Consider the following 22,394-nt stretch of genomic DNA (forward strand, 5'->3'; position numbering starts at 1 on the left):
TTTAGCACTCACCACAACGCCCATGAACTCCCCCGCCGACCTACCCTTTCTCCCGTTCGCCCGCCCCGACATCGGGCCGGCAGAAATCGATGCCGTCAGCGCGGCCATGCGCTCGGGATGGGTCACGACCGGGCCCAAGACCAAAGAGTTTGAGCAGGCATTCACCGCCTTCCTGGGCGGCGGTGGTCTGCAGAGCATCGCCGTCAACTCCGCCACGGCGGGCCTGCACCTCGCGCTGGAGGCCCTGGGCATCGGCCCCGGCGATGAAGTGATCGCGCCCACACTGACCTTCACCGCCACCGTGGAGGTGGTGCGCTACCTGGGTGCGGACCCGGTACTGGTGGACGTGGACCCGGTGACCCTCAATATCGACCCGGCCAAGGTGCGCGCAGCCATCACGCCCCGCACCAAAGCCATCATGCCCGTGCACTACGGCGGGCTGGCCTGCGACATGGACGCCATTCTGGCCATCGCCAAAGAACATCACCTGAAGGTGGTGGAAGACGCGGCCCATGCCTTGCCCACCACCTGGCGCGGCACCCTGGTGGGGCAATTGCAATCCGATGTCACGGTGTTCAGTTTTTACGCCAACAAGACCATCACCACCGGCGAAGGAGGCATGGCCGTCACGCACGACCCCGCGCTTGCGCAACGCATGCGCACCATGCGGCTGCACGGCATGAGCCGCGATGCGTTTGACCGCTTCACTTCCAAAACCCCGGCCTGGTACTACGAGGTGATCGCGCCCGGCTTTAAATACAACATGACGGACGTTGCAGCCGCCATGGGCGTGGAGCAGCTGGCACGGCTGCCGCAGTTTGTGCAGCGGCGCCAGGCCCTGGCAAACCGCTACCACGAACAGCTGGCGCCCCTGCCCCTGAACTTGCCAGCCAATGCACCCCAGGGCGACATCCACGCATGGCACCTGTATGTCATCCGGCTGCGTGCCGATGCACCGCTGGGGCGAGACGAGGCCATCCAGGCCCTGTCGGACCGGGGCATCGGCACCAGCGTGCACTATGTGCCGCTGCACCGGCACCCGTACTGGCGGGACCGCTATCAGCTCACGCCGGAGATGTTCCCCCAGGCCGATGCAGCCTACCAGGCCATGATCAGCATCCCCCTGTTCACCGCCATGGGTGACAGCGATCAGGACCGTGTGATTGCCGCGCTGCACGAGGTGCTGGGCTGACATGCCCAAGCGGCTGTTCGACCTGTTCTTGGCCGCCCTCGGGCTGCTGCTGCTCGCGCCCGTTCTGCTGGCCGTGGCACTGTGGGTGGTGTGGGATTCGCCCGGCCCGGCATTCTTTCGCCAGCAGCGCGTAGGCCGCGCGGGCAGGTTGTTCCGCATCGTCAAGTTCCGCACCATGCACCCGCGTGCAGAAGCTGCGGGCCCGGCGATTACCGTGGGGGCCGACGCCCGCATCACCCGGGCGGGCCACTGGCTGCGGCGCACCAAGATCGATGAATTGCCGCAGCTTTTCAACGTGCTGCTGGGCCATATGAGCCTTGTCGGCCCCCGGCCCGAGGTGCCGCACTATGTGGCACTTTACCCGGACTCTGTGCGAGACCTGGTGCTCAGTGTGCGGCCCGGCATCACAGACCGCGCCTCCATCGAGTTCCGCGACGAAAGCACTTTGCTGGGCCAGAGCAGCGATCCGGAGCGCACTTACGTGGAGCAGATTCTGCCCATCAAGCTGCGCTATGCCGCGGAGTACGCCCGCTCGCACACGCTTTGGAGCGACCTGAAGATCATCGTGAGGACGGCATCCGCGCTGTGGGGCGACCGGCCGTCCAGGGGATAAGAACCTGTTCTAAATCTTTTCGGGGTCGCACAAGGTCCTTGCCGGGATGGGATGCAAGGCGCGGAGCGCAGTGGATAGCCCGGCTATCCACAAGCGCCGCAACGCCGCAGACCGCCCGGCAAGGCACTTGCCCGAAGGGTTTGAGTGAAATCGGGCGATTGGAAGCCTCGGCTGCTTGCATGGGCGTGCGCCCATGCGGCGCATCCGTTGCGTCCACTCATCCCGATTGCACTCCAATGCGATCCCCGAAAAGATCTTGAACAGGTTCTTAGGACCTGTCGGCAACACATAGCCGATAAAATGAGGGGTTTGGCTGAACCCAGCCCCCATTTCACGCCCCCGCACCGACGGCACCTATGTCAGACCAAAACCACGCCCCCGCTCCCCAGGACGAAAACCAGCTCATCGCCGAGCGCCGCGAAAAGCTCCGCGCTCTGCGCGAAGTCCAGGCCACTGGCGGTGGGGTTGCCTTCCCCAATAACTTCAAGCCCGGCCACAAGGCTGCCCAGTTGCACCTGGAACACAGCACTGCCACGAACGAGTCCCTCGAAGCCACGCCGGTGAACGTCTCGGTCGCTGGCCGGATGATGCTCAAGCGCGTGATGGGCAAGGCCAGTTTTGCAACCGTGCAGGATGGCTCGCTGGGCGACGTGGGCGGCCGCATTCAGCTCTATGTGACCCGTGACGCCGTGGGCGAAGACCTGTATGCCGCCTTCAAGCACTGGGACCTGGGCGACATCGTGGGCGCCGAAGGCACGCTGATGAAGACCAAGACGGGCGAGCTGTCGGTCAAGGTGACCAGCCTGCGCCTGCTCACCAAGAGCCTGCGCCCGCTGCCCGACAAGTTCCACGGCATGGCCGACCAGGAGCAGAAATACCGCCAGCGCTACGTGGACCTGATCACCGACGAGCACGCCCGCAAGCGCTTCATGGCGCGCAGCAAGGCCGTGAGCGGGCTGCGCGAGTTCATGGTGAGCCACGGCTTCCTCGAAGTCGAAACGCCCATGCTGCACCCCATCCCGGGCGGCGCGAATGCCAAGCCGTTCGTGACGCACCACAACGCGCTGGAGCAGGAGATGTACCTGCGCATCGCGCCCGAGCTCTACCTCAAGCGCCTGATCGTGGGCGGCTTCGAGCGTGTGTTCGAGATCAACCGCAGCTACCGCAACGAAGGCATCTCGGTGCGCCACAACCCCGAGTTCACCATGATGGAGTTCTACGCGGCGTACTGGAACTACCTGGACCTGATGGACTTCACCGAGACGCTGATCCGTGAAGTGGCCCTGAAAGCCACGGGCTCGCTGCAGATGACCTACCAGGGCCGTGCGGTGGACCTGACCCAGCCGTTTGCCCGCCTGACGATCCGCGAAGCCATCTTCCAGCACACCGAAGCAGGCGCCCATGTGGACGATGCCGCCTGGCTCATCAGCGCATTGAAGAAGCTGGGCATGACCGAAGAGAAGGACAAGCTCTCGGCCCGCACGCTGGCCAGCCTGCAGGTGCTGTACTTTGAAGAAACGGTGGAAGACAAGCTGTGGCAGCCCACCTTCATCATGGAGCACCCCACCGAGATCTCGCCCCTGGCGCGCGCCAACGACGCGCGCCCCGAGGTGACGGAGCGCTTTGAGCTGTACATCACCGGCCGCGAGTTCGGCAATGGTTTCAGCGAACTGAACGACGCCGAAGACCAGGCCGCCCGCTTTCACGCCCAGGTGGCCGCCAAAGACAGCGGCGATGACGAAGCCATGTTCTACGACCACGATTTCGTGCGCGCGCTGGAATACGGCATGCCCCCCACGGGGGGTTGCGGTATCGGCATTGACCGTCTCATGATGCTGCTGACTGACAGCCCCAGCATTCGCGACGTGATCCTGTTCCCCGCGCTGCGCCGCGAGTCCTGAGTCGCGCGCCCCGGATGCGCTCGGGGCATCCCGGACCCGCCCTTTGACGGCCCCAAGGAGACACTACCGTGCCCTTCAGTTCCAGCAACGCCCCCTACCCGGCCAGCCAGCCCTTGCCCTCGGGCAACGCTTTTTCGGTGCTGGTGGTCGAAGACCAGGGATCCGTGCGCGCAGCGCTGGTGGCCGAGCTGCGGCGGGCTGGGGTGTCAGACATCTTTGAGGCGCCCGAGGGCAACGCAGCGCTGCACCTGTTCAAAACCCACCGCCCCGATCTGGTGCTGCTGGACATCCGGCTGCCCGGCCAGGACGGCTACTGGGTCGCCCAGCAGATGCGCGAAAGCGAAGCGGGCGACTGGACGCCCATCATCTTCCTCTCGGGCCTGGACAACGAACTCGATGTGTGGCGCGGTATTGAAGTGGGTGGTGACGACTACCTCGTCAAACCCGTCAAGCCTATCGTGCTGATGGCCAAACTGCGCGCCATGCGCCGGCTGCTGGACATGCGCCGCAGGCTCGTCTCCATGTCGGCCGAGTTGCATCTGGCCAACCAGCGGCTCAACGAAATGGTGGAAATCGATGCGCTCACCGGCCTGGTCAACCGCCGGGGGTTTGACCGCATTTTGCACAACGAGATCCTGGCTGCGCGCCGGGACGGTACGCCGCTCACGCTGATGCTGTGCGACCTGGACCACTTCAAGCTCTTCAATGACGCCAGCGGGCATGTGCAGGGCGATGCCTGCCTGAAGGAAGTCGGCCGCCTGTTGCGCGAGGTGTGCGTGCGCCCGCGTGACATCGCCTCACGCTACGGTGGTGAGGAATTCGCCCTCATCCTGCCCAACACGCCACGCTCGGGTGCCATGACCTTCGCGCGGGCCCTGGGACAGCTGCTCAAGGTGCGCGCCCTTCCACACGCAGATTCACCGCTGGGCAACATCCTCACGCTGTCAGGCGGCATCACCACCTGCGTGCCTGACGACAGCACCAACGCCGAAAGCATGATCATGCGTGCCGACCAGGCGCTTTATGCCGCCAAGGCCCAGGGCCGCAATCGCTTCTTCAGTTTCGAAATGCAGATGGACACCGTGGAGCAACTGCGCAATTGAGTTTCTTTTCTGCCCTCACGTTTGACGCCACCGAGCGCAACGCCCGCACCGCCGTTTCGCGCATGCAGCTGCTGAAAACCCGCCTTCCCGACTGGGTACAAGACTGGCTCGAAGTCATCATCCCCGGCACGCAGATCCTGCTGATCCTGTTTGTCGCCTGGCTGCTGCAACGGGTGCTGCGCCGCATCGTGCGCCGCGCCAGCGCGCACTACCAGGTGCCCGACGAACTGGTGGTGCCCATGAACGGGCTGATCCGCTGGCTCATCATTGCCAGTGCGGCGCTGCTGGTGCTGGAACGCATGGGGGTGTCGGCCACCGTGCTCTGGACCGCGTTCACCGGGTTTGCCACTGTCGGGGCCGTGGCCTTTTTCGCGGCGTGGAGTGTGCTCTCCAACCTGTTTTGCGCGCTGCTCATCTTCACCGTGCGACCCTTCAAGATTGGCGACTACATCGAGGTGCTGGACACCGCCGAAAAGCCCGGGGCCAAAGGACGTGTGGTGGACATCAACCTGCTCTACACCACGCTCGAAGACCATGGCGCTGCGGCGGACCAGGTCGCCTGGCTGCAGATTCCCAATGCGCTGGTGTTTCAACGCGTGGTGCGCAGGTTTCAGGGGGTGCCACCACCGCCGGCACTTCCCGCCAACGCTGCAGAGGCCGCAGAAAGTGCCCCGGCAGCCCCGCCTCCAGTCACGCCAGGGCCTTTCAACACGCCCTAGTCCACTGAAGCCGAGAAATCGGCTGTGCGTGAGGGTCTGGCAGTGTCGCACGCTAGGCGGCGGGCGCAGGCGGGTTGCACACCCGGCGAGCACGGCAACGACGAGGGCGCCGAACCAGACTCCAGGCCACGGGCTCTCACGGCGTTAGGGCAACAGGTCCAAGGCCTGCAGATAGGCGGGCTGGTACATCAACTCATCCCAGGCCTGGGGCAGGGTTTCGGGCAGCAGCGCCAGGCGGCGGGATTCGCTGTCCACACTCGGCTGCCAGCGGCCTTGGTTCTGGGCCTGTTCCAGGCCGTCGATGAGTTCATCCACGGCCTTGCCATCGCCCACGCTCTGGTTGCACAACAGCACCAGGTCGCAGCCTGCCTCCAGCGCTGCAACGGCTGCGTCGGTGTAGCTGACGACCTGGCCGTCCAGACGCCGAGCGCCTTCCATGCTGAGGTCGTCGCTGAAGATGGCGCCGTCAAAACGCATCTGGCGGCGCAGGATGTCCTGCAGCCAGCGCCGCGAGAAGCCTGCGGGGCGGCTGTCCACCTTGGGATAGATCACATGGGCCGGCATCACGCTGGTGAGCGTACTGCTGAGCCAGGGGTATGGCGCGGCGTCGTCGGCCAGGATGGCCTTCAGGCTACGCTTGTCCACCGGCACCTCGGTGTGCGAGTCGGCTTTGACAAAGCCGTGCCCCGGGAAGTGTTTGCCGCAGTTGGCCATGCCGGCCTGCAGCAGACCGTGCATGAGGCTCTTGGCGAGCAGCGCCACCACACGCGGGTCGCGGTGAAAGGCACGGTCGCCGATCACACCGCTTTCACCCCAATCGAGATCGAGAACGGGGGTGAACGAGAAATCAACCCCACAGGCGCGCAACTCCGCACCCAGCACGTAGCCCGCCGCCGTGGCCGCATTGGTGGCGCGCAGCGCGCCGCTGCCAGGCACGGCCTTGGCGCCCTTGCCATCGTCCATCCACATCTCGCCGAGAGCGCGCATGGGCGGCAGGTGGGTGAAGCCATCGGTGCGAAAGCGCTGCACGCGGCCGCCCTCATGGTCCACGCAGATCAGCAGGTCGTCACGCACGGCCTTGATACTGCTGGTCAGCTGCAGCAGCTGCGCGCGGTTTTCCCAGTTGCGGGCAAACAGGATCACGCCACCGGTCAGCGGGTGGGCCAAGCGGCGGCGGTCGGCGGCGGTCAGCTCTGTGCCTGCCACGTCAAGGATGAGGGGTGCGTGTTCGGTCATAGGGTGTCAAACATCAGGTTGCTATTACAAACATAGCTGCTAGCGCTTATCCATCAAGCGCCAGAGGCCATTTTTAATCCAATTTCTCTACCACACAGAAGCTGGCGGCGTAGTCGGTCTCGTCCGTCACGCTCAGGTGCGCTTTCAGCCCTTTGGCGTCAAACCATTCCTTGAGTGCGCCGTGCAGCACGATCACGGGCTGGCCGCTCGCAAGCTTGGCCACTTCGCAGTGGCGCCAGGTCATGGGCATGCGCATACCCAGGCCGATGGCTTTGCTGAACGCTTCCTTGGCAGAGAACCGCGTGGCCAGGTAGCGCAGGCCGCGGTCGGGCCAACGGCCACTCCTCTCGTGCCAGGTGGCCAATTCACCGTCGGCCAGCACCTTCTGGGCAAAGCGCTCGCCGTGGCGTTCCAGGCTGGCCGCGATGCGGCGCACGTCGCAGATGTCGGTGCCAATGCCGTAGATCATGGTATTTGAATAAAATTAGGCTCTAGCGCTTATCCATCAAGCGCTAGCAGCTATCAAATCAGGAGTTATCAGGTTGTGCGGCACAACCCGACTGGATGCAGCCCAGGTAGGCCAACACCGTGGCGGCGTAGCCCAGCTCCAGCGCGTCGGCAATGAGGGCGTGGCCGATCGAGACTTCGAGCACACCGGGCACCTCGCGCACAAAGGCGGCGAGGTTGTCACGGTTGAGGTCGTGACCCGCGTTCACGCCCAGCCCCACATCCAGCGCGGCCTGGGCGGCGGCGGCGTAGCGCTTGAGCTCAACGTCTTGCTGCGGCGTGCCCCAGGCTGCGGCATAGGGCTCGGTGTACAGCTCCACCCGGTCAGCGCCCACCGCCTTGGCGGCGGCCATCTGCTCGGGCACGGGGTCCATGAACAGGCTCACGCGCACGCCCAATGCTTTGCACTCGGCGATCAGGGGCGCCAGGCGCTCGGCATCCTGCGGAAAGCTCCAGCCGTGGTCGCTGGTGAACTGGTCTTCGCTGTCGGGTACAAAGGTCGCCTGGTGCGGGCGAACCTTGCGGATGAAGTCCATCAGGTTCTGAGATGGATTGCCCTCGATGTTGTATTCGCGGTCGGGCCAAGCCTTCATCAGCGTGGCCAGCTCGAACACGTCCTGGCTGCGGATGTGCCGCTCGTCGGGCCGGGGGTGCACCGTGATGCCCTGGGCCCCCGCCTGCAGGCACAGCTCGGCCGCCCGGGTGACACTGGGAATGCCCAGGTGGCGCGTGTTGCGCACCAGGGCGACTTTGTTGACATTGACCGAGAGGGCCGTGGCGTGGGGGGTGCGTGAGGTCTGGTTCATAGGGCCTGCAGATCGATCATGAGCTGGCGGGTGCGCAGCATAGGGCTGCCGCAATGGTATTGCAGCAGGGCGCGCAGCTGGGGTTTGAGTTCTGCAGCCACCGGCGCGCAGGCACGCAAGGTGGCGGTGTAGGTGGCTGCGTCGTCCAGCGCGCGTTGCAACGTCTGCCACTGGACGCCGAGCAGGCCCGCGCGGTCGGCCGAAGAGGAGGCGCGCAGGCCGCCTTCGGGCACCAGCGTGTAGCGCGTCTTGGGTTGCAAGACCTCCAACGTCATGGTCTGGACATCCAGGCCAGGAAGCAAGCCAATCTCGCGCAGCAGCAATAGCTCGAAGCTGCGCAGCACGGGCTCTAACGCATCGCCGTGTTCGCTGGCCAACACGCGCACCACACCGGCATAGGCATCGAACAGGGCCGCATGCGGATCAGCGCGCGCCAGCAGGCGCAGCAGTAGCTCGTTGAGGTACATGCCCGACAGCAGGGCATCGCCCGTGGGCATCACATGGCCGCCCACCCACTCCGCCCCCTTGAGGGTGTGGATGTCTGCGCTGCCATCGCCGGTGAGCGTGTAGGTCACCAACAAGGGCTGGAGCGGCAGCAGCACCGGGCGGAAGTTGGAGCTGGGCTTCTTGGCCCCCTTGGCCACCAGCGCCACACGCCCTTGCTGACGGCAGAAAACCTCCAGGATCAGGCTGGACTCGCTCCAGTCGTAGCTGTGCAGCACGAAGGCGGGTTCATCGGAGATGCGCTTGGCGACAGCCATTGGCTTCAGGCCCGCACAAATGCATGCGGCTGGCAAGCGCCAGACAGATTGTGCCGCCCGGGCAAGACAGGGTCACGGGCGGGCACGGAATTATTCGTAACCGAACGAGCGCACGCGCGCCTCGTCGTCGGCCCAGCCGGAGCGCACCTTGACCCACAGCTCCAGGAACACCTTGGCATCCATGAGCTTTTCCAGTTCCTGGCGGGCTTCGGTGCCAATACGCTTCAGGCGCTCGCCCTTGTCGCCGATCACCATCATCTTGTGGTTGTCACGCTCGACCACGATGGTGGCAGCGATCTTGACCAGCCGCTTGTGCTGCTTGCTGGCTTCTTCCTCAAACTTGTCGATCACCACGGTAGAGGTGTAAGGCAGTTCGTCGCCCGTGAAGCGGAACAGCTTCTCGCGCACGGTTTCGGACGCCAGAAACTTCTCGCTGCGGTCGGTCAGCTCGTCTTCGCCGTACCACCAGCCCTGCTCGGGCAGGTACTTGGCGCAGATGCCAAACAGGCGCTCGATGTCGCCCTTGTTCTTGGCCGACATGGGCACAAACTCGGCAAACGGGTGGCGCTCCTGCATGCTCTTGAGCCAGGGGGCCAGCTCGGCACGGCGGTGCACCATGTCGAGCTTGTTGGCCAGCAGCAGCGTGGGTATGCCGGGCTTGAACAGCGACAGCACCTTGGCATCGGCCAGCGTGAAGTTGCCCGCCTCGACCACGAAGAGGATTAGGTCCACATCGCCAATCGCGCCCATCACGGTCTTGTTCAGCGACTTGTTGAGTGCGGTGGCATGGCGCGTCTGGAAACCCGGTGTGTCCACAAAAATGAACTGAGTCTGCTCGCGCGTACGAATACCGGTGATGCGGTGCCGCGTGGTCTGCGCCTTGCGCGAGGTGATGCTGATCTTCTGCCCCACCAGCGCATTGAGCAATGTGGACTTTCCCACGTTGGGCTTGCCCACGATGGCGATCACACCACAACGCTGGCCGGGCACGGCGGCCGGGGAGCCTGCTGCCGCCAGCATGGCTTCGAGGTCATTTTGCGCTCCAGCGCTTGCTGGATCGTCTTCATTCGCTACATCTTTGGTAGCATCATTCATAATTTCTTTGCTTTCAATGTAGCCAGCATGGCAGCAGCGGCTGCCTGCTCGCCCGCCCGGCGGGAGCCGCCGATGCCGCGTTCGGTGAGGCCCAGTTCAGGAATATCGCACTCGACGTCGAAGGTCTGACGGTGCGCAGCGCCCACTGTGCCGACGACCTTGTACTGCGGCAGCTTCATTTTGCGGCCCTGGAGCAACTCCTGCAATGCAGTTTTCGCGTCCTTGGATGCAGCCTGCATCTGCGGGTTGATCTCCACGCCCTGAAAAAGGCGGTGCACCAACGCTTCGGCACTCGCATAGCCGGCATCTAGGTACACGGCGCCAATCAGCGCTTCCAGCGCGTCGGCCAGAATGGATGGACGTTGCTGTCCTCCCGATTTGGACTCGCCCTCACCCAATCGCAGCACGTCGGAGATCTTGAGGCCCAGCGCCAGCTGGTACAGCGTGTCCTGCTTGACGAGGTTGGCACGCACGCGAGAGAGATCGCCTTCCGGCAACGCCGACAACTGCCGATACAGCAGGCTCGCAACCGCCAGATTCAACACGGAATCACCCAGAAACTCCAGCCGCTCGTTGTGGTCGGCCGAAAAACTGCGGTGCGTGGTGGCGCGCTGAAGAAGGGATGGATCGGAGAAAACATGCTGCAGACGGGTCTGCAGCGCTTGAAGGCCGGGATGCACTAGTTGGTCTGTCCTTCAAAGCGATAGACAAGGTAGGCAGGGCCTGCCAGCGCTATCTCGCGGGAATACTTGAAGGAAACCACGATCTTGTTGTCCCCCCGTTTAGCAACCTCCAGATCTTTTCCCTGGATGGAGTTGATGGTGTCAATCGCAGCAGAGCGGTCGAAGTTCCCCCGGACATCCGCGACAGTGGAGGCTTCCTTGGCAGCTTTGCTCGCAGCCTTCTTGATCGCCTGATACTCCAGGAAAATCGGGACAGACTGTCCGCCAATAGCAAATGCAGCCACGGCGATCAAACCCACAAAAATCACCCCAATGAATGACAAACCGCGTTGGCGAAATGGGCTGGTAGAGCGATTGATATGCATGTGTTTCCCCCTCAGTGTCCAAAAAAGCTGGTCATCCATCAATGGAACGACCCAATGCGCTTGAGATTACCGAAATTCATCCAGACAAAAAAGGCCTTCCCGACGATATTGCCCTCAGGAACAAAGCCCCAGTAGCGCGAATCGAGCGAGTTGTCCCGGTTGTCCCCCATCATGAAATAGTGGCCCTCGGGCACCTTGCACACAACGCCCTCAACACTGTAACGGCAGTTCTTGCGATAGGCAAAATTGCTGGCGCCTTGTACAAAAGCGGGCACATCCGGGTTGTTCAACAAACGGTGGGGCTGTGCACCCAGTTGCTCTTCAAACTGTTTGAAGTAGCGCATCGAGTCTTCTTCGAAAAAGTCTGGCAGCGCCTTGGTGTCAATGGCCTGGCCGTTGACCGTGAGGCGCTTGTTGATGTAGGCCACCTCGTCACCCGGCACACCCACCACCCGCTTGATGTAGTCAAGGCTCGGCTGGGGTGGATAGCGGAACACCAGAACATCACCGCGCGCAGGCTTGGCGCCCTCGATGATCTTGGTATGGATCACCGGCAGGCGGACGCCGTAGGTGAACTTGTTCACCAGGATCAGGTCGCCCACCAGCAGGGTGGGAATCATCGAACCCGACGGGATTTTGAAGGGCTCGAAAAGAAACGACCTCAAAACAAACACGGCAACAATGACCGGGAAAAGCCCCGCCGTCCAGTCCAGCCACCAAGGCTGCATGAGCAGCCGCCCCTTGGCCTCCTGCACATCCACATCGACCTTCTGGATGCCCATGCGGTCCAGCTCCGCACGGCGTGCGGTCGCCGCATCTTCGACGGCCTGGGCGGCTCGGCGGCGTTGGGGCAAAAAGTAGAAACGCTCGGCCAGCCAGTACGCGCCCGTGACCACCGTGGCCAGGAACAACAGCAAGGCGAAATTGCCTTCGATGGCACCAAAGTACCAGGCCCCGATATAGCCACCAAATGCGGCCAGTACCAGGGATGTGAAAATCTGCATGAACTGGAGCATCAGTCTTCCACCTGCAAAATGGCCAGAAATGCCTCTTGTGGCACTTCGACCGATCCGATCTGTTTCATGCGTTTCTTGCCCGCTTTCTGCTTCTCAAGGAGCTTGCGTTTGCGGCTGACATCGCCGCCGTAACATTTTGCCAGCACGTTCTTGCGCAATGCCTTGATGGTCTCGCGCGCAATGATGTTGGCGCCGATGGCGGCCTGAATGGCCACGTCATACATCTGGCGGCTGATGATCTCGCGCATCTTGGCAACCACTGCGCGGCCACGGTACTGCGATTGTGATCGGTGCACGATGATGGACAGCGCGTCGACCTTTTCGCCGTTGAGCAGGATGTCGACCTTCACCACATCGGACGCACGGTATTCCTTGAACTCGTAGTCCATGGATGCATACCCGCGCGACACCGACTTGAGCTTGTCGAAGAAGTCGAGCACGATTTCGCCCAGCGGCATTTCATAGGTGAGCATCACCTGGCGACCGTGGTACGCCATGTTCATCTGCACACCACGCTTTTGGTTGGCCAGCGTCATCACGGGGCCGACATAGTCCTGGGGCATGTACAGATGCACCGTGACGATGGGCTCGCGGATTTCCTCAAGCCGCCCCTGATCGGGCATCTTGGAGGGGTTCTCGACCATGATCACTTCACCATCGGCCTTGACCACTTGGTAGACCACGCTGGGCGCGGTCGTGATGAGATCCTGGTCAAACTCGCGCTCCAGGCGCTCCTGCACGATTTCCATATGCAGCAGGCCGAGAAACCCGCAACGAAAACCGAAGCCCAACGCTTGGCTCACTTCCGGCTCGTAGTGCAGCGAAGCATCGTTGAGCTTGAGTTTTTCAAGCGCGTCACGCAGCGAGTCATATTCGCTCGCCTCGGTCGGGTACAGACCGGCAAACACCTGGGGCTGGATTTCCTTGAAGCCGGGGAGCGCCTCGGCGGCAGGGCCCGCATTGTTGGGCAATTTCTTTTCGAGCGTGATCGTGTCACCCACCTTGGCAGCCTGCAGCTCCTTGATACCAGCGATGATGTAGCCCACCTGCCCTGCGTCAAGCGAGTTGCGCGGCTCGTTGGCGGGCGTGAACACACCGAGGTTGTCCGCGTTGTACACCGCACCACTGGCCATCATCTTGATGCGCTCGCCCTTGAGCAAACGGCCATCGACGACACGCACCAGCATCACCACGCCCACGTAGCTGTCGAACCAGCTGTCGATGATCATCGCGCGCAGCGGCCCATCGGCATTGCCGCGCGGCGCGGGCACCTTGGCCACGATGGCTTCGAGGATCTCGTCGATGCCCATGCCGGTCTTGGCAGAACACGGGATGGCATCGGTCGCATCAATGCCGATCACATCTTCGATCTCAGCCTTGGCATTGTCGGGATCGGCATTGGGCAGATCCATCTTGTTGAGTACCGGCACCACCTCGACACCCAGATCCAATGCGGTGTAGCAGTTCGCAACGGTCTGAGCTTCCACGCCTTGCGAAGCATCCACCACCAGCAACGCGCCCTCGCATGCCGACAACGAGCGGCTCACTTCATACGAGAAGTCCACATGCCCCGGTGTGTCGATCAGATTGAGGTTGTAGACCTGCCCATCCTGCGCCTTGTATTGCAGCGCTGCGGTCTGCGCCTTGATGGTTATCCCACGCTCTTTTTCGATATCCATCGAGTCCAGAACCTGGGCCTCCATCTCACGGTCCGCAAGGCCTCCGCAGCGCTGGATCAAACGATCTGCAAGCGTCGACTTGCCATGGTCGATGTGCGCAATGATGGAAAAATTTCTGATGTGGTTCATCAACGGAAAGCGTCAAGTGATTGAATTAAAACGGAGCACACAAGAAAAAAGGGCGCGTCGAATGGCGACGCGCCCTGAACCAACAATCATTGGCAACTGCGATAGTTGGAGCTTCATTGTAGGCAAAAAGCCCGCAGTAAAAAGCCCATCCGACTGCATCCAAGGGGAGTTGCCAGGGTGCAACAGGGATCTTATCAACAACTTATACACAATCTGCACAACTACAACGCTGGACAACTTGTGGGTGAGCTGTGGATCGGCTGTGCATGACACCGTCACATCCCGCATCGTGAATCAACGTCCAGCTAATATATGAATTAGCGTTGAACAGGGACCTCTATTCTATCGAAATCAGTTGATAGACCTTCATAAAGTTAGCCAAGGCTAACTTCCAACATCGAAAGAAGGAAAAGACAAAAAAACCAAAATGCCCACACCTCCGGCAAAGGCCTGCTGCAAATGTGGGGAAATGGGACAACCCATCCCCCCACATCTGCCACAACGCCGCTCGTCATCGGCCGGGACGGATCAAGGCATATTGGGCCCACTCGCCGCGCCGATACAGCACATTGATGGGCTTGTTCTTGTCGGCCTTGGCGAGCACAGCCTCAAATTCCTTCACACCAGACACTTCCGTGTTGGCAATCGCGAGAATCACATCGCCTTCGCGCAGGCCGGCACGTGCTGCGGCCTCTGTGGCGGTCGCGACCAGCACACCGCCCTTGATCTTGAGTTCCTTTTTCTGGGCGTCCGAAAGTTCCGTGACCGCCAATCCCATTTGCTGTGCAGCAGCCGAAGCCTTGGGTTTCTCCTCACGCTCCGCCGTTTTGGCAGCTGGCTTGTCGGGCTCAATTTCGGCAATGGTGATGCCCAGGTCCCGCGAAGCGCCACGGCGGAACACGGTCATCGTGCTCTTGGTACCAGGCTTGGTATTGCCCACCAGGCGAGGCAGGTCCGCAACCTTCTCGATGGACTTGCCGTCAAAGCGGGTGATGATGTCACCAGCCTCCACGCCCGCCTTGTCTGCGGGTGATCCCGCCTCTACCCCGGTCACCAACGCACCCTGGGCCTTGCCCAGGCCAATGGACTCCGCAACGTCCTTGGTGACCTGCCCGATCTGCACGCCGATACGGCCCCGTGTCACCCGGCCGGATGCGCGCAACTGCTCACTCACGCGGATGGCCTCGTCCATCGGAATCGCGAACGAAATGCCCATGAATCCACCCGAGCGCGAATAGATCTGGCTGTTGATCCCCACCACCTCGCCACGCATGTTGATGAGCGGACCGCCCGAGTTGCCCGGGTTGATGGCCACATCGGTCTGAATGAACGGGAGGTAGTCCCCAGTATCGCGCTGCTTGGCACTCACAATGCCCGCAGTCACCGTGTTCTCCAGCCCAAAGGGCGATCCAATCGCCATCACCCATTCGCCCACCCGCAGACGCCCCACATCACCCACCTTGACGGCAGGCAAGCCCGTGGCCTCGATCTTGACCACCGCCACATCAGTACGCTTGTCCGCACCAATGATCTTGGCCTTGAATTCGCGCTTGTCGGTCAGGGTGACGATCACCTCATCAGCGCCGTCCACGACATGCGCATTGGTCATCACAAACCCGTCCGCAGTCAGGATGAAGCCAGAACCCACGCCGCGCGGCTGCTCATCGTCTTGCGGCCGCTGAGGACGTTGCTGCCTGGGCACATTGGGGATCGGCACGCCAAAGCGGCGGAAGAACTCCATCATCTCCTCGTCCATGCCGTTTGCACTTGCACGGCTCGACGCTTTTTCTACCGTCCGAATATTGACCACCGAGGGCCCCACCTGATCCACCAGATCCGTAAAGTCTGGCAAACCGCGAACCGCTGCAGCAGGTTGTGCCAAGGCCGCTTGGGGCAAACCCATGCCTCCAGCAGCCCCTGCGAACATGCATGCAAATGCCAGGGAGCGCAGCGCATTTCCATCGAACTTCGACATCATCGACCTTTCGTGATTGGTAGCAAATACAGTCATCAAACGGTGTATAACTGTGAAGAGTGTGCGGCCATTTGGTTCCCGCATCGCAAATGCACTTCGCATGCCCCTGCAAACGGCCCCGCCACAGCGCTGGCTCAGAGACAGCAGCCGCCAGCGTCACGGCCACTGGCCTCAGTGTCAGTGTCAGCGTGTGCGCTCCAATTGACCCGCAAACAGGCGAAGGGTCTGCAAAGGAACCTCCCCCACCGCTGTGAGCCATACATCGGGCAAGACCCGTTGCGCAAGAAGCTGCGTGGCCCCCATACCCGAGACCTGGGGCTGGGAGGGGTGTCGCTGGGGATCAAAGGTCTCGATGAACAGCGATACCGATGCAAGACCATCGGAGTACAGGCACTGCAAGACACCCTGCGCACCGTCGTCAGCAGACACAGCGCGCCGATGGCAGCTCACCGGAACAAAGCCAGCAACCGGCTGACGAAGCACCCAGCCCTCGGCCGTGGCCGTGGTCTTGACCACAACCGGCGCCACCACCTTGTAACCAGCGGTCGCGTCCATCAGCCGTGAAAGCTGCTCCACGCGAACGGGGGCGTTCAAGTCCAACTCCGAGAATGCAGCCTGCTCCAGAACGCGTCCGTTCGCGCCCAAGGTCTGCAGCTTCACAACCAGACCGGTCTCCCGCTCGCTCCACAGCTTGTAGCCAAAACGCAGCGAGTCCACGGGCTTGAACCACACCACGTCGGCAACAAATCCGGCAACGCGCTCTTGGCCCACAGGGCGTGCGGCATAGAACTGGGATATGGAAGTGCCCTCAACCAGCGGAACTCGTGGAAACAGCCCAGAGGCATCCCGTCGATCCGACCGCACCACACGCGACTGGGGCCAGAACGTACGTACCTCGTCGTTGCGCCGAAAAATGGTCCGGGGAGTGCCACTGAGAGCCTCCACGCGCTCCATCTGCTGCGCCCCTTCACAGGCGTGCCAGATGCGTGAACTGGCCATCGCTCCGGAAGCAGCCAGCACCACAAAGGTACCGGCATACGGGCGCGCGCAGGGCGCGCTGTGCATGCGCTCGATCCACTGCAGAATACTGCGCTCCACAGGCGCGGGAGCCGCCTCTGCTGCAGAAGAAACGCCCCCCTCTGCCGACGAGGCCCCTGCCGATACGGAGAGTCCTGTCACACACAGGGCAGCAATCACCCCGTGTTTAAAATGCTGCGGCAGTGCTTTCAACCAAACGCACAAAACTCCCGGGTAGCTCATCACACAATCTCACCACGCCAGCAAGCCACTCCCGGCTCAGCGGCTGGGCGTCTCAAAGGTGGCATTGCGCAAAAATCCTGCAGGCATCTGCAATGCGGATGTGCTGCCAAACTGCTTGTGTGCCGCCAGCAACTCGTCCAGGCGGGGATCCCGAATCATCACCTGCGCGCCACCATCGGCATCAGCCACTGCGACCACAGGGGCACCGGAGCTGGGGCCATTCGCACCCGACTCGGGAGAGATGGCCAGCTGGGCTCCACCCGTGGCGCCGGGTGCACCATTGCCTTGCAACGTGGCCAGAGAGGTCCAACCAATCGCCGCAACTGCCGCCAAAGACGCAAAACCCGCGACCATTTTCCAGCGAAAGACCGACGCATTGGCAGCTTCCGCCATTGCCGGGGCCACCACATCGACCCGCGGCACAGCAGCGGCCGCAGGACGTACAACAGGCCCTTCCTTGGCCAGTTCATTACGCAACCGCGCTATGAAAGTCGGATTGGCAGGTTGCGCGAGGTCGGAAGAACGCAATACATCTCCCACCAAATGGTAGAGCTGCCAAGTGGCATGGCCTTCGGCTTGCGCCGCATAGGCCAGGGCGTCCGCCACCTCGTCTCCATGCAACTGACCATCCGCCAGTGCCGACAATTGCTCGCGCCTGCTTATCTCAGCCACCACAGCACCGCCCACCAATCCATCACTTCGTACAGCGTTGTTCATTTCATTACCTCACCACCGTTTGCCTGACTGGTTCTCAAGCAGAGGACGCACTTTTGCCGAAATGGCCTCTCGCGCCCGAAAAATCCGTGACCGCACCGTGCCGATGGGGCAATCCATGGCCGTCGCAATCTCTTCGTAACTCAGCCCTTCAATCTCGCGCAACGTTACCGCCTGGCGCAGATCGTCGGGCAACGCCTCCATAGCCGCATTCACGGCTTGCGCGATTTCTCGGGCAGCGAGTACGGTTTCGGGGGTTTCGTCGCTGGTTAGTTCGTGTCCGAGGCGGGAAGTTTCATCTTCGTCCTCGTTCCCCCGCAAAGCGTTCTCCGAGATGACCGGATTGCGTTTCATGTCCATGAGCGCCTTCTTGGCGGTATTGACAGCAATCCGGTAGAGCCAAGTGTAGAACTGCGCATCCCCCCGGAACTGGTGCAGCGCGCGGTAGGCCCGGATGAACGTCTCCTGCGCTATGTCTTGAACGATGTCGGTGTCCCGCACCATCCGGCCAATGAGACGCTCGATACGGCGCTGGTACTTGATGACCAGTAACTCATAGGCACGCTGATCGCCCGCTACCGCGCGCTCCACCAGTTGGAGGTCGCTATCTTCGGAAGGGGAAGGCGGAATTACAGTCATGGATACTCAGGATTCACGCCCACGGCTGCTGGCCGGGGCGGTTTCGTCAGCGTTGTCAGCGCCCGGTCTGGCGCGCGAATATACCGCACGCCGCAGATCCAGCCAACGCTCGGGCTGCGCGGAACACGCCAGCCACAGCCAGGTGCGGCGGTGCCCCACCGGAATGACATGCAGCCACAGATGTGACTGCAAATCGAGAAGGACTTCAGGAGGCCCGGACAATGCCATCCAGGCCGCCCCGGAGTTCGGAGCCACCAGTGTCCAGGCCTGGCCATCCCAGTGGATACCACCAGAAAATTGACAGAACCAAAAATGGAATGCGCTGGCGGCAGCCAGACACCAGAGACCGCCCGCCATCGCTGCGGGCCATGGGGATGCAGCACCACCACTTCGCAAGAACCAAGCAACCAGCCCCGCTGCGCTGATCAGCAACAATGCCCCCAGCAAGCCCCCGAACAGGCGGCTGCGCCGCAGGGGGTAAAACACCGAAGGTGGTCGCTGTGAAGTTACACCCACGAAACGCTACCAAGGCTGTGCCGCCTGCTTAGCACGGAACATAGGCCCGTGCTGAGCAACCAACGATTGCAGGACCGCAACAAGAACCACGGCCTCGCCAAGTCGGGCGGCAGAGCACCTGACCCAATGATCAGACGCGCTTGAAAACCAGCGTCCCGTTGGTGCCACCAAAACCGAAGTTATTCTTGACTGCAACGTCGATCTTCATGTCACGCGCCGTGTTGGCGCAGTAGTCCAGATCGCACTCGGGGTCCTGATTCGCCAAATTGATGGTGGGTGGTACCTTTTGCTCATGCAAGGCCAGCACTGTAAAAATGCTCTCAATACCGCCCGCACCACCCAGCAAATGACCGGTCATGGATTTGGTGGAGCTCACCACAGCCTTGTAAGCATGGTCGCCCAAGGCCGCCTTGATGGCATTCGTCTCATTAATATCACCCAGCGGCGTGGAAGTGCCATGGGCGTTGAGGTAGTCAACTTGATCGGCATTCATGCCGGCATTGCGCAGGGCGTTGAGCATGGCACGGCGCGGACCATCCATACTGGGGGCCGTCATGTGGCCTGCATCGGCGCTCATGCCAAAACCACCCAGTTCCGCATAGATCTTGGCACCACGGGCTTTGGCATGCTCGTATTCCTCCAGCACCATGACCCCGGCGCCCTCACCCAAAACAAAACCATCTCGGTCCTTGTCCCAGGGGCGGGAAGCGGTCTTGGGGTCATCGTTGCGGGTAGACAGGGCGCGCATGGCCGCAAAACCACCAATGCCCAGCGGCGACACCGTGGATTCAGTGCCACCCGCCACCACCACATCCGCATCACCGTATTCGATCATGCGGCCAGCCTCGCCAATGCAATGCAGGCCGGTTGTGCAGGCCGTCACGACCGCAAGGTTCGGCCCCTTGAAGCCAAAGCGCATGGACACATGGCCCGCCACCATATTGATGATGGACGCTGGCACAAAGAACGGCGTGATGCGCCGCGGACCGCGACTGACCAGTTCCGCGTGGGTATTCTCGATCAGTGGCAAGCCACCAATCCCCGAACCGATCACGCAGGCTATGCGTGTCGCAAACTCTTCACTGAGCGCTTCACCCGTGGGCAGACCGGCATCTTCAACCGCCTGTGCAGCAGCTGCAATGCCGAAATGGATGAAGCTGTCCATCGCGCGCGCATCCTTGGCGCTGATGTACGACTCCAGGTCAAGACCTTTGACCTCCCCTGCAATCTTGCAGGCAAAGTTCGAAGTGTCGAACTTGGTGATGAGGTCAATACCGGATTTTCCGGCAAGGAGATTGGCCCAGGATTCGGCCACCGTGTTGCCCACGGGGCTGACGCATCCCAGGCCGGTCACGACAACGCGACGACGGCTCATGCGTAAAAACCTTCTGTTGATCGCTTGAGTCAGGCGCAGTGCGCCGCTCAGGCCTTCTGGTGGGTGTTGGCGTAGTCGATGGCGTTTTGCACCGTCGTGATCTTCTCGGCGTCTTCGTCAGGGATCTCGATGCCGAATTCGTCTTCCAGTGCCATCACCAGTTCCACCGTGTCGAGCGAGTCGGCACCGAGGTCTGCCACGAAGGCCTTTTCATTGGTGACTTGGGACTCTTCCACACCGAGTTGTTCGGCAATGATTTTTTTGACGCGTGCTTCGATATCGCTCATGGTTTCCCTCTGGGGGTTGTGAATGAATCCGCGATTCTAGCCGCTTAAGGAGAAGCCCCTCAGCAGCCCGCCGTCCGGATGAACCGGCGTTAACTTGTCTCAATTACATGTACATGCCGCCATTGACATGCAACTCCTGCCCGGTCACGTACCCTGCTTCGCGCGAAGCAAGGTAGGCCACGGCATGTGCGATGTCTTGCGGCTTGCCCATATGCCCCAAAGGGATCTGGGCGTTGAGGGCTTTTTGCTGTTCTTCGGGCAGCACCGACGTCATATCCGTCTCGATAAATCCCGGCGCTACGCAATTGACCGTGATGCTGCGGCTGCCCAGTTCGCGGGCCAGTGCACGGGTCATTCCCGCCACTCCAGCCTTGGCTGCCGCGTAGTTGGCCTGACCGGGATTGCCCGATGCCCCCACCACACTGGTGATGCTGATGATGCGCCCGAATCGCTGTTTCATCATCGGGCGAATTGCCGCGCGGCTCACGCGGAAAACCGCCTTGAGATTGGTGTCCAGCACCGCATCCCAGTCATCGTCCTTCATGCGCATGGCCAGGGTGTCGCGGGTGATGCCCGCATTGTTGACCAGCACATGCAGACCACCCTGCTGCTTGACGATGGAATCCATCAACGCCTCGATGGCAGCTCCGTCATTCACGTTCAGATTGGCGCCACGGCAGCCGGGGTAGGCCGCCAGGGCCTGGCTGATGCGCTCGGCGCCATCGTCCGTCGTGGCCGTGCCCACCACCTGGTAGCCACGTACCGCCAGCTCGAGCGCAATGGCCGCACCAATGCCGCGCGATGCGCCAGTGACCAACGCCACTTGCGCGGCCGATGAGGATTGCGTCATGCCAACAACTCCCGGGTTTCGGCCAGCGTGGCCATATCAAACAGTGTCGCACCCACCAGCTCAGGATCGATGCGCTTGGTCAGACCCGCCAGCACTTTGCCAGGGCCACTTTCAATAATATGGGTGACCCCCCGGGCCTTGAGGGCCTGCACACACTCCACCCAGCGCACGGGGCCAAAGGCCTGGCGGTAGAGCGCGTCTCGGATCGCCTCAGCGTCCTGCTGCACCGCGACATCCACATTGTTCAGAACCGGAATCTGGGGCGCAGCAAGCGCCACATCCGCCAGCGCCAAGCGCAGCTTCTCAGCGGCAGGCCTCATCAGGCTGGAGTGAAAAGGGGCAGACACCGGCAATGGCAGTGCGCGCTTGGCACCTGCCGCCTTGAGCATTTCGCAGGCCTTTTCGACGCCGGCCTTGGTGCCTGCAATGACCGTCTGGACGGGGTCGTTGAAATTGACAGCCTCAACCACTTCTGCCGTTCCCACACCGAACGAGGCCACGGCCTCGGCACATCCTGCGATGACCTTGGAAGCCTCCATCCCCAAGATGGCAGCCATGGCGCCAGTGCCGACCGGCACGGCCTCCTGCATGGCAGCTGCACGCAGGCGCACCAGCGGCGCCGCCTGGGCCAGCGTCAACACACCTGCGGCAACCAGCGCCGAATACTCGCCCAGAGAATGCCCCGCAACAGCGACCGGGGCAGCACCACCTTCTGCACGCCAGACACGCCATGCAGCCACCCCAGCCACCAGCATCACCGGCTGCGTGTTGGTGGTCAGGGCCAGCGCCTCCTTGGGACCTTCCTTGATCAACAGGCCGATGTTTTCACCCAGGGCATCCGAGGCTTCCTGCACGGTCTGGGCCACCACCGGGTGATCACCCCATCCGTCGAGCATGCCCACCGATTGCGAGCCTTGTCCCGGAAAGACAAATGCAAAAGACTTCATGAAAAATCCAGAAATATGATTGAAAT

23 protein-coding genes are annotated in these 22,394 nt (G+C 62.0%); 5 read left to right on the forward strand and 18 right to left on the reverse strand.

The features are described from left to right. Positions 1-22: 22 nt before the first annotated feature. From C8C94_RS11205 to C8C94_RS11230, 5 genes are all read left to right on the forward strand, one after another. Positions 23-1,192, forward strand: coding sequence for a DegT/DnrJ/EryC1/StrS aminotransferase family protein (locus tag C8C94_RS11205; RefSeq protein WP_055399436.1), 1,170 nt, complete (start codon positions 23-25; stop codon positions 1,190-1,192). 1 nt (position 1,193) lies between these two features. Further along, positions 1,194-1,805 carry a sugar transferase gene (locus C8C94_RS11210; RefSeq protein ID WP_121420759.1) on the forward strand — a complete coding sequence of 204 codons (612 nt, stop codon included), beginning with the start codon at positions 1,194-1,196 and terminating at the stop codon, positions 1,803-1,805. Positions 1,806-2,161: 356 nt separating this feature from the next. Then, positions 2,162-3,706, forward strand: coding sequence for a lysine--tRNA ligase (lysS, locus tag C8C94_RS11220; protein WP_055399439.1), 1,545 nt, complete (start codon positions 2,162-2,164; stop codon positions 3,704-3,706). A 68-nt stretch (positions 3,707-3,774) separates the two neighbouring features. Further along, positions 3,775-4,809: a diguanylate cyclase domain-containing protein gene (locus tag C8C94_RS11225; RefSeq protein WP_055399441.1), complete on the forward strand. Its 1,035-nt coding sequence runs from the start codon at positions 3,775-3,777 to the stop codon at positions 4,807-4,809. A 62-nt stretch (positions 4,810-4,871) separates the two neighbouring features. After that, positions 4,872-5,528 (forward strand): mechanosensitive ion channel family protein, encoded by a 657-nt coding sequence (locus tag C8C94_RS11230; protein ID WP_121422808.1) that lies wholly within the window; start codon positions 4,872-4,874, stop codon positions 5,526-5,528. Between the two features lie 144 nt (positions 5,529-5,672). Here the strand turns inward: C8C94_RS11230 and nagZ are convergent, their stop codons facing one another. From nagZ to fabD, 18 genes are all read right to left on the reverse strand, one after another. Further along, positions 5,673-6,764 (reverse strand): beta-N-acetylhexosaminidase, encoded by a 1,092-nt coding sequence (gene nagZ, locus C8C94_RS11235; protein WP_121420760.1) that lies wholly within the window; start codon positions 6,762-6,764, stop codon positions 5,673-5,675. A 73-nt stretch (positions 6,765-6,837) separates the two neighbouring features. Continuing rightward, complete coding sequence (gene acpS, locus C8C94_RS11240) at positions 6,838-7,233, reverse strand: holo-ACP synthase (protein ID WP_121420761.1); 396 nt, start codon at positions 7,231-7,233, stop codon at positions 6,838-6,840. 58 nt (positions 7,234-7,291) lie between these two features. Further along, the gene (locus C8C94_RS11245; protein ID WP_121420762.1) at positions 7,292-8,077 is read right to left on the reverse strand and encodes a pyridoxine 5'-phosphate synthase; all 786 of its coding nucleotides are present in this window, start codon (positions 8,075-8,077) and stop codon (positions 7,292-7,294) included. Beyond that, positions 8,074-8,838, reverse strand: coding sequence for a DNA repair protein RecO (gene recO, locus C8C94_RS11250; RefSeq protein WP_121420763.1), 765 nt, complete (start codon positions 8,836-8,838; stop codon positions 8,074-8,076). The genes C8C94_RS11245 and recO overlap by 4 nt, the downstream gene beginning before the upstream one ends. A gap of 90 nt (positions 8,839-8,928) precedes the next feature. Further along, entirely contained in the window at positions 8,929-9,933 is a 1,005-nt protein-coding gene (era, locus tag C8C94_RS11255) for a GTPase Era (RefSeq protein WP_121420764.1), read from the reverse strand. Next, complete coding sequence (gene rnc, locus C8C94_RS11260) at positions 9,930-10,613, reverse strand: ribonuclease III (RefSeq protein WP_121420765.1); 684 nt, start codon at positions 10,611-10,613, stop codon at positions 9,930-9,932. Before rnc ends, era begins: the two co-directional genes overlap by 4 nt. Further along, positions 10,613-10,981, reverse strand: coding sequence for a DUF4845 domain-containing protein (locus C8C94_RS11265; RefSeq protein WP_121422809.1), 369 nt, complete (start codon positions 10,979-10,981; stop codon positions 10,613-10,615). The genes rnc and C8C94_RS11265 overlap by 1 nt, the downstream gene beginning before the upstream one ends. A gap of 38 nt (positions 10,982-11,019) precedes the next feature. Then, positions 11,020-11,997 (reverse strand): signal peptidase I, encoded by a 978-nt coding sequence (lepB, locus tag C8C94_RS11270; protein WP_121420766.1) that lies wholly within the window; start codon positions 11,995-11,997, stop codon positions 11,020-11,022. After that, positions 11,997-13,805 (reverse strand): translation elongation factor 4, encoded by a 1,809-nt coding sequence (lepA, locus tag C8C94_RS11275; protein WP_055399457.1) that lies wholly within the window; start codon positions 13,803-13,805, stop codon positions 11,997-11,999. Before lepA ends, lepB begins: the two co-directional genes overlap by 1 nt. Positions 13,806-14,316: 511 nt before the next feature. After that, positions 14,317-15,783, reverse strand: coding sequence for a DegQ family serine endoprotease (locus C8C94_RS11280; protein ID WP_121420767.1), 1,467 nt, complete (start codon positions 15,781-15,783; stop codon positions 14,317-14,319). A gap of 180 nt (positions 15,784-15,963) precedes the next feature. Further along, complete coding sequence (locus C8C94_RS11285; RefSeq protein WP_255424237.1) at positions 15,964-16,959, reverse strand: MucB/RseB C-terminal domain-containing protein; 996 nt, start codon at positions 16,957-16,959, stop codon at positions 15,964-15,966. A 117-nt stretch (positions 16,960-17,076) separates the two neighbouring features. Further along, positions 17,077-17,757 (reverse strand): sigma-E factor negative regulatory protein, encoded by a 681-nt coding sequence (locus C8C94_RS11290; protein ID WP_121420769.1) that lies wholly within the window; start codon positions 17,755-17,757, stop codon positions 17,077-17,079. Positions 17,758-17,766: 9 nt separating this feature from the next. Continuing rightward, the gene (rpoE, locus tag C8C94_RS11295) at positions 17,767-18,393 is read right to left on the reverse strand and encodes an RNA polymerase sigma factor RpoE (protein ID WP_055399464.1); all 627 of its coding nucleotides are present in this window, start codon (positions 18,391-18,393) and stop codon (positions 17,767-17,769) included. 6 nt (positions 18,394-18,399) lie between these two features. After that, positions 18,400-18,585 (reverse strand): hypothetical protein, encoded by a 186-nt coding sequence (locus C8C94_RS25860; protein ID WP_233573450.1) that lies wholly within the window; start codon positions 18,583-18,585, stop codon positions 18,400-18,402. Between the two features lie 454 nt (positions 18,586-19,039). Continuing rightward, positions 19,040-20,284: a beta-ketoacyl-ACP synthase II gene (gene fabF / locus C8C94_RS11305; protein WP_055399467.1), complete on the reverse strand. Its 1,245-nt coding sequence runs from the start codon at positions 20,282-20,284 to the stop codon at positions 19,040-19,042. Between the two features lie 47 nt (positions 20,285-20,331). Further along, complete coding sequence (acpP, locus tag C8C94_RS11310; protein ID WP_003058049.1) at positions 20,332-20,571, reverse strand: acyl carrier protein; 240 nt, start codon at positions 20,569-20,571, stop codon at positions 20,332-20,334. A 103-nt stretch (positions 20,572-20,674) separates the two neighbouring features. Then, positions 20,675-21,421, reverse strand: coding sequence for a 3-oxoacyl-ACP reductase FabG (gene fabG / locus C8C94_RS11315; RefSeq protein WP_121420771.1), 747 nt, complete (start codon positions 21,419-21,421; stop codon positions 20,675-20,677). Continuing rightward, complete coding sequence (gene fabD, locus C8C94_RS11320) at positions 21,418-22,368, reverse strand: ACP S-malonyltransferase (RefSeq protein ID WP_121420772.1); 951 nt, start codon at positions 22,366-22,368, stop codon at positions 21,418-21,420. The genes fabG and fabD overlap by 4 nt, the downstream gene beginning before the upstream one ends. Positions 22,369-22,394 lie beyond the last annotated feature (26 nt).

Origin of the sequence: Acidovorax sp. 94 (assembly GCF_003634645.1) — a bacterium.
In the GTDB taxonomy this organism is placed as follows: Bacteria; Pseudomonadota; Gammaproteobacteria; order Burkholderiales; family Burkholderiaceae_C; genus Acidovorax; species Acidovorax facilis.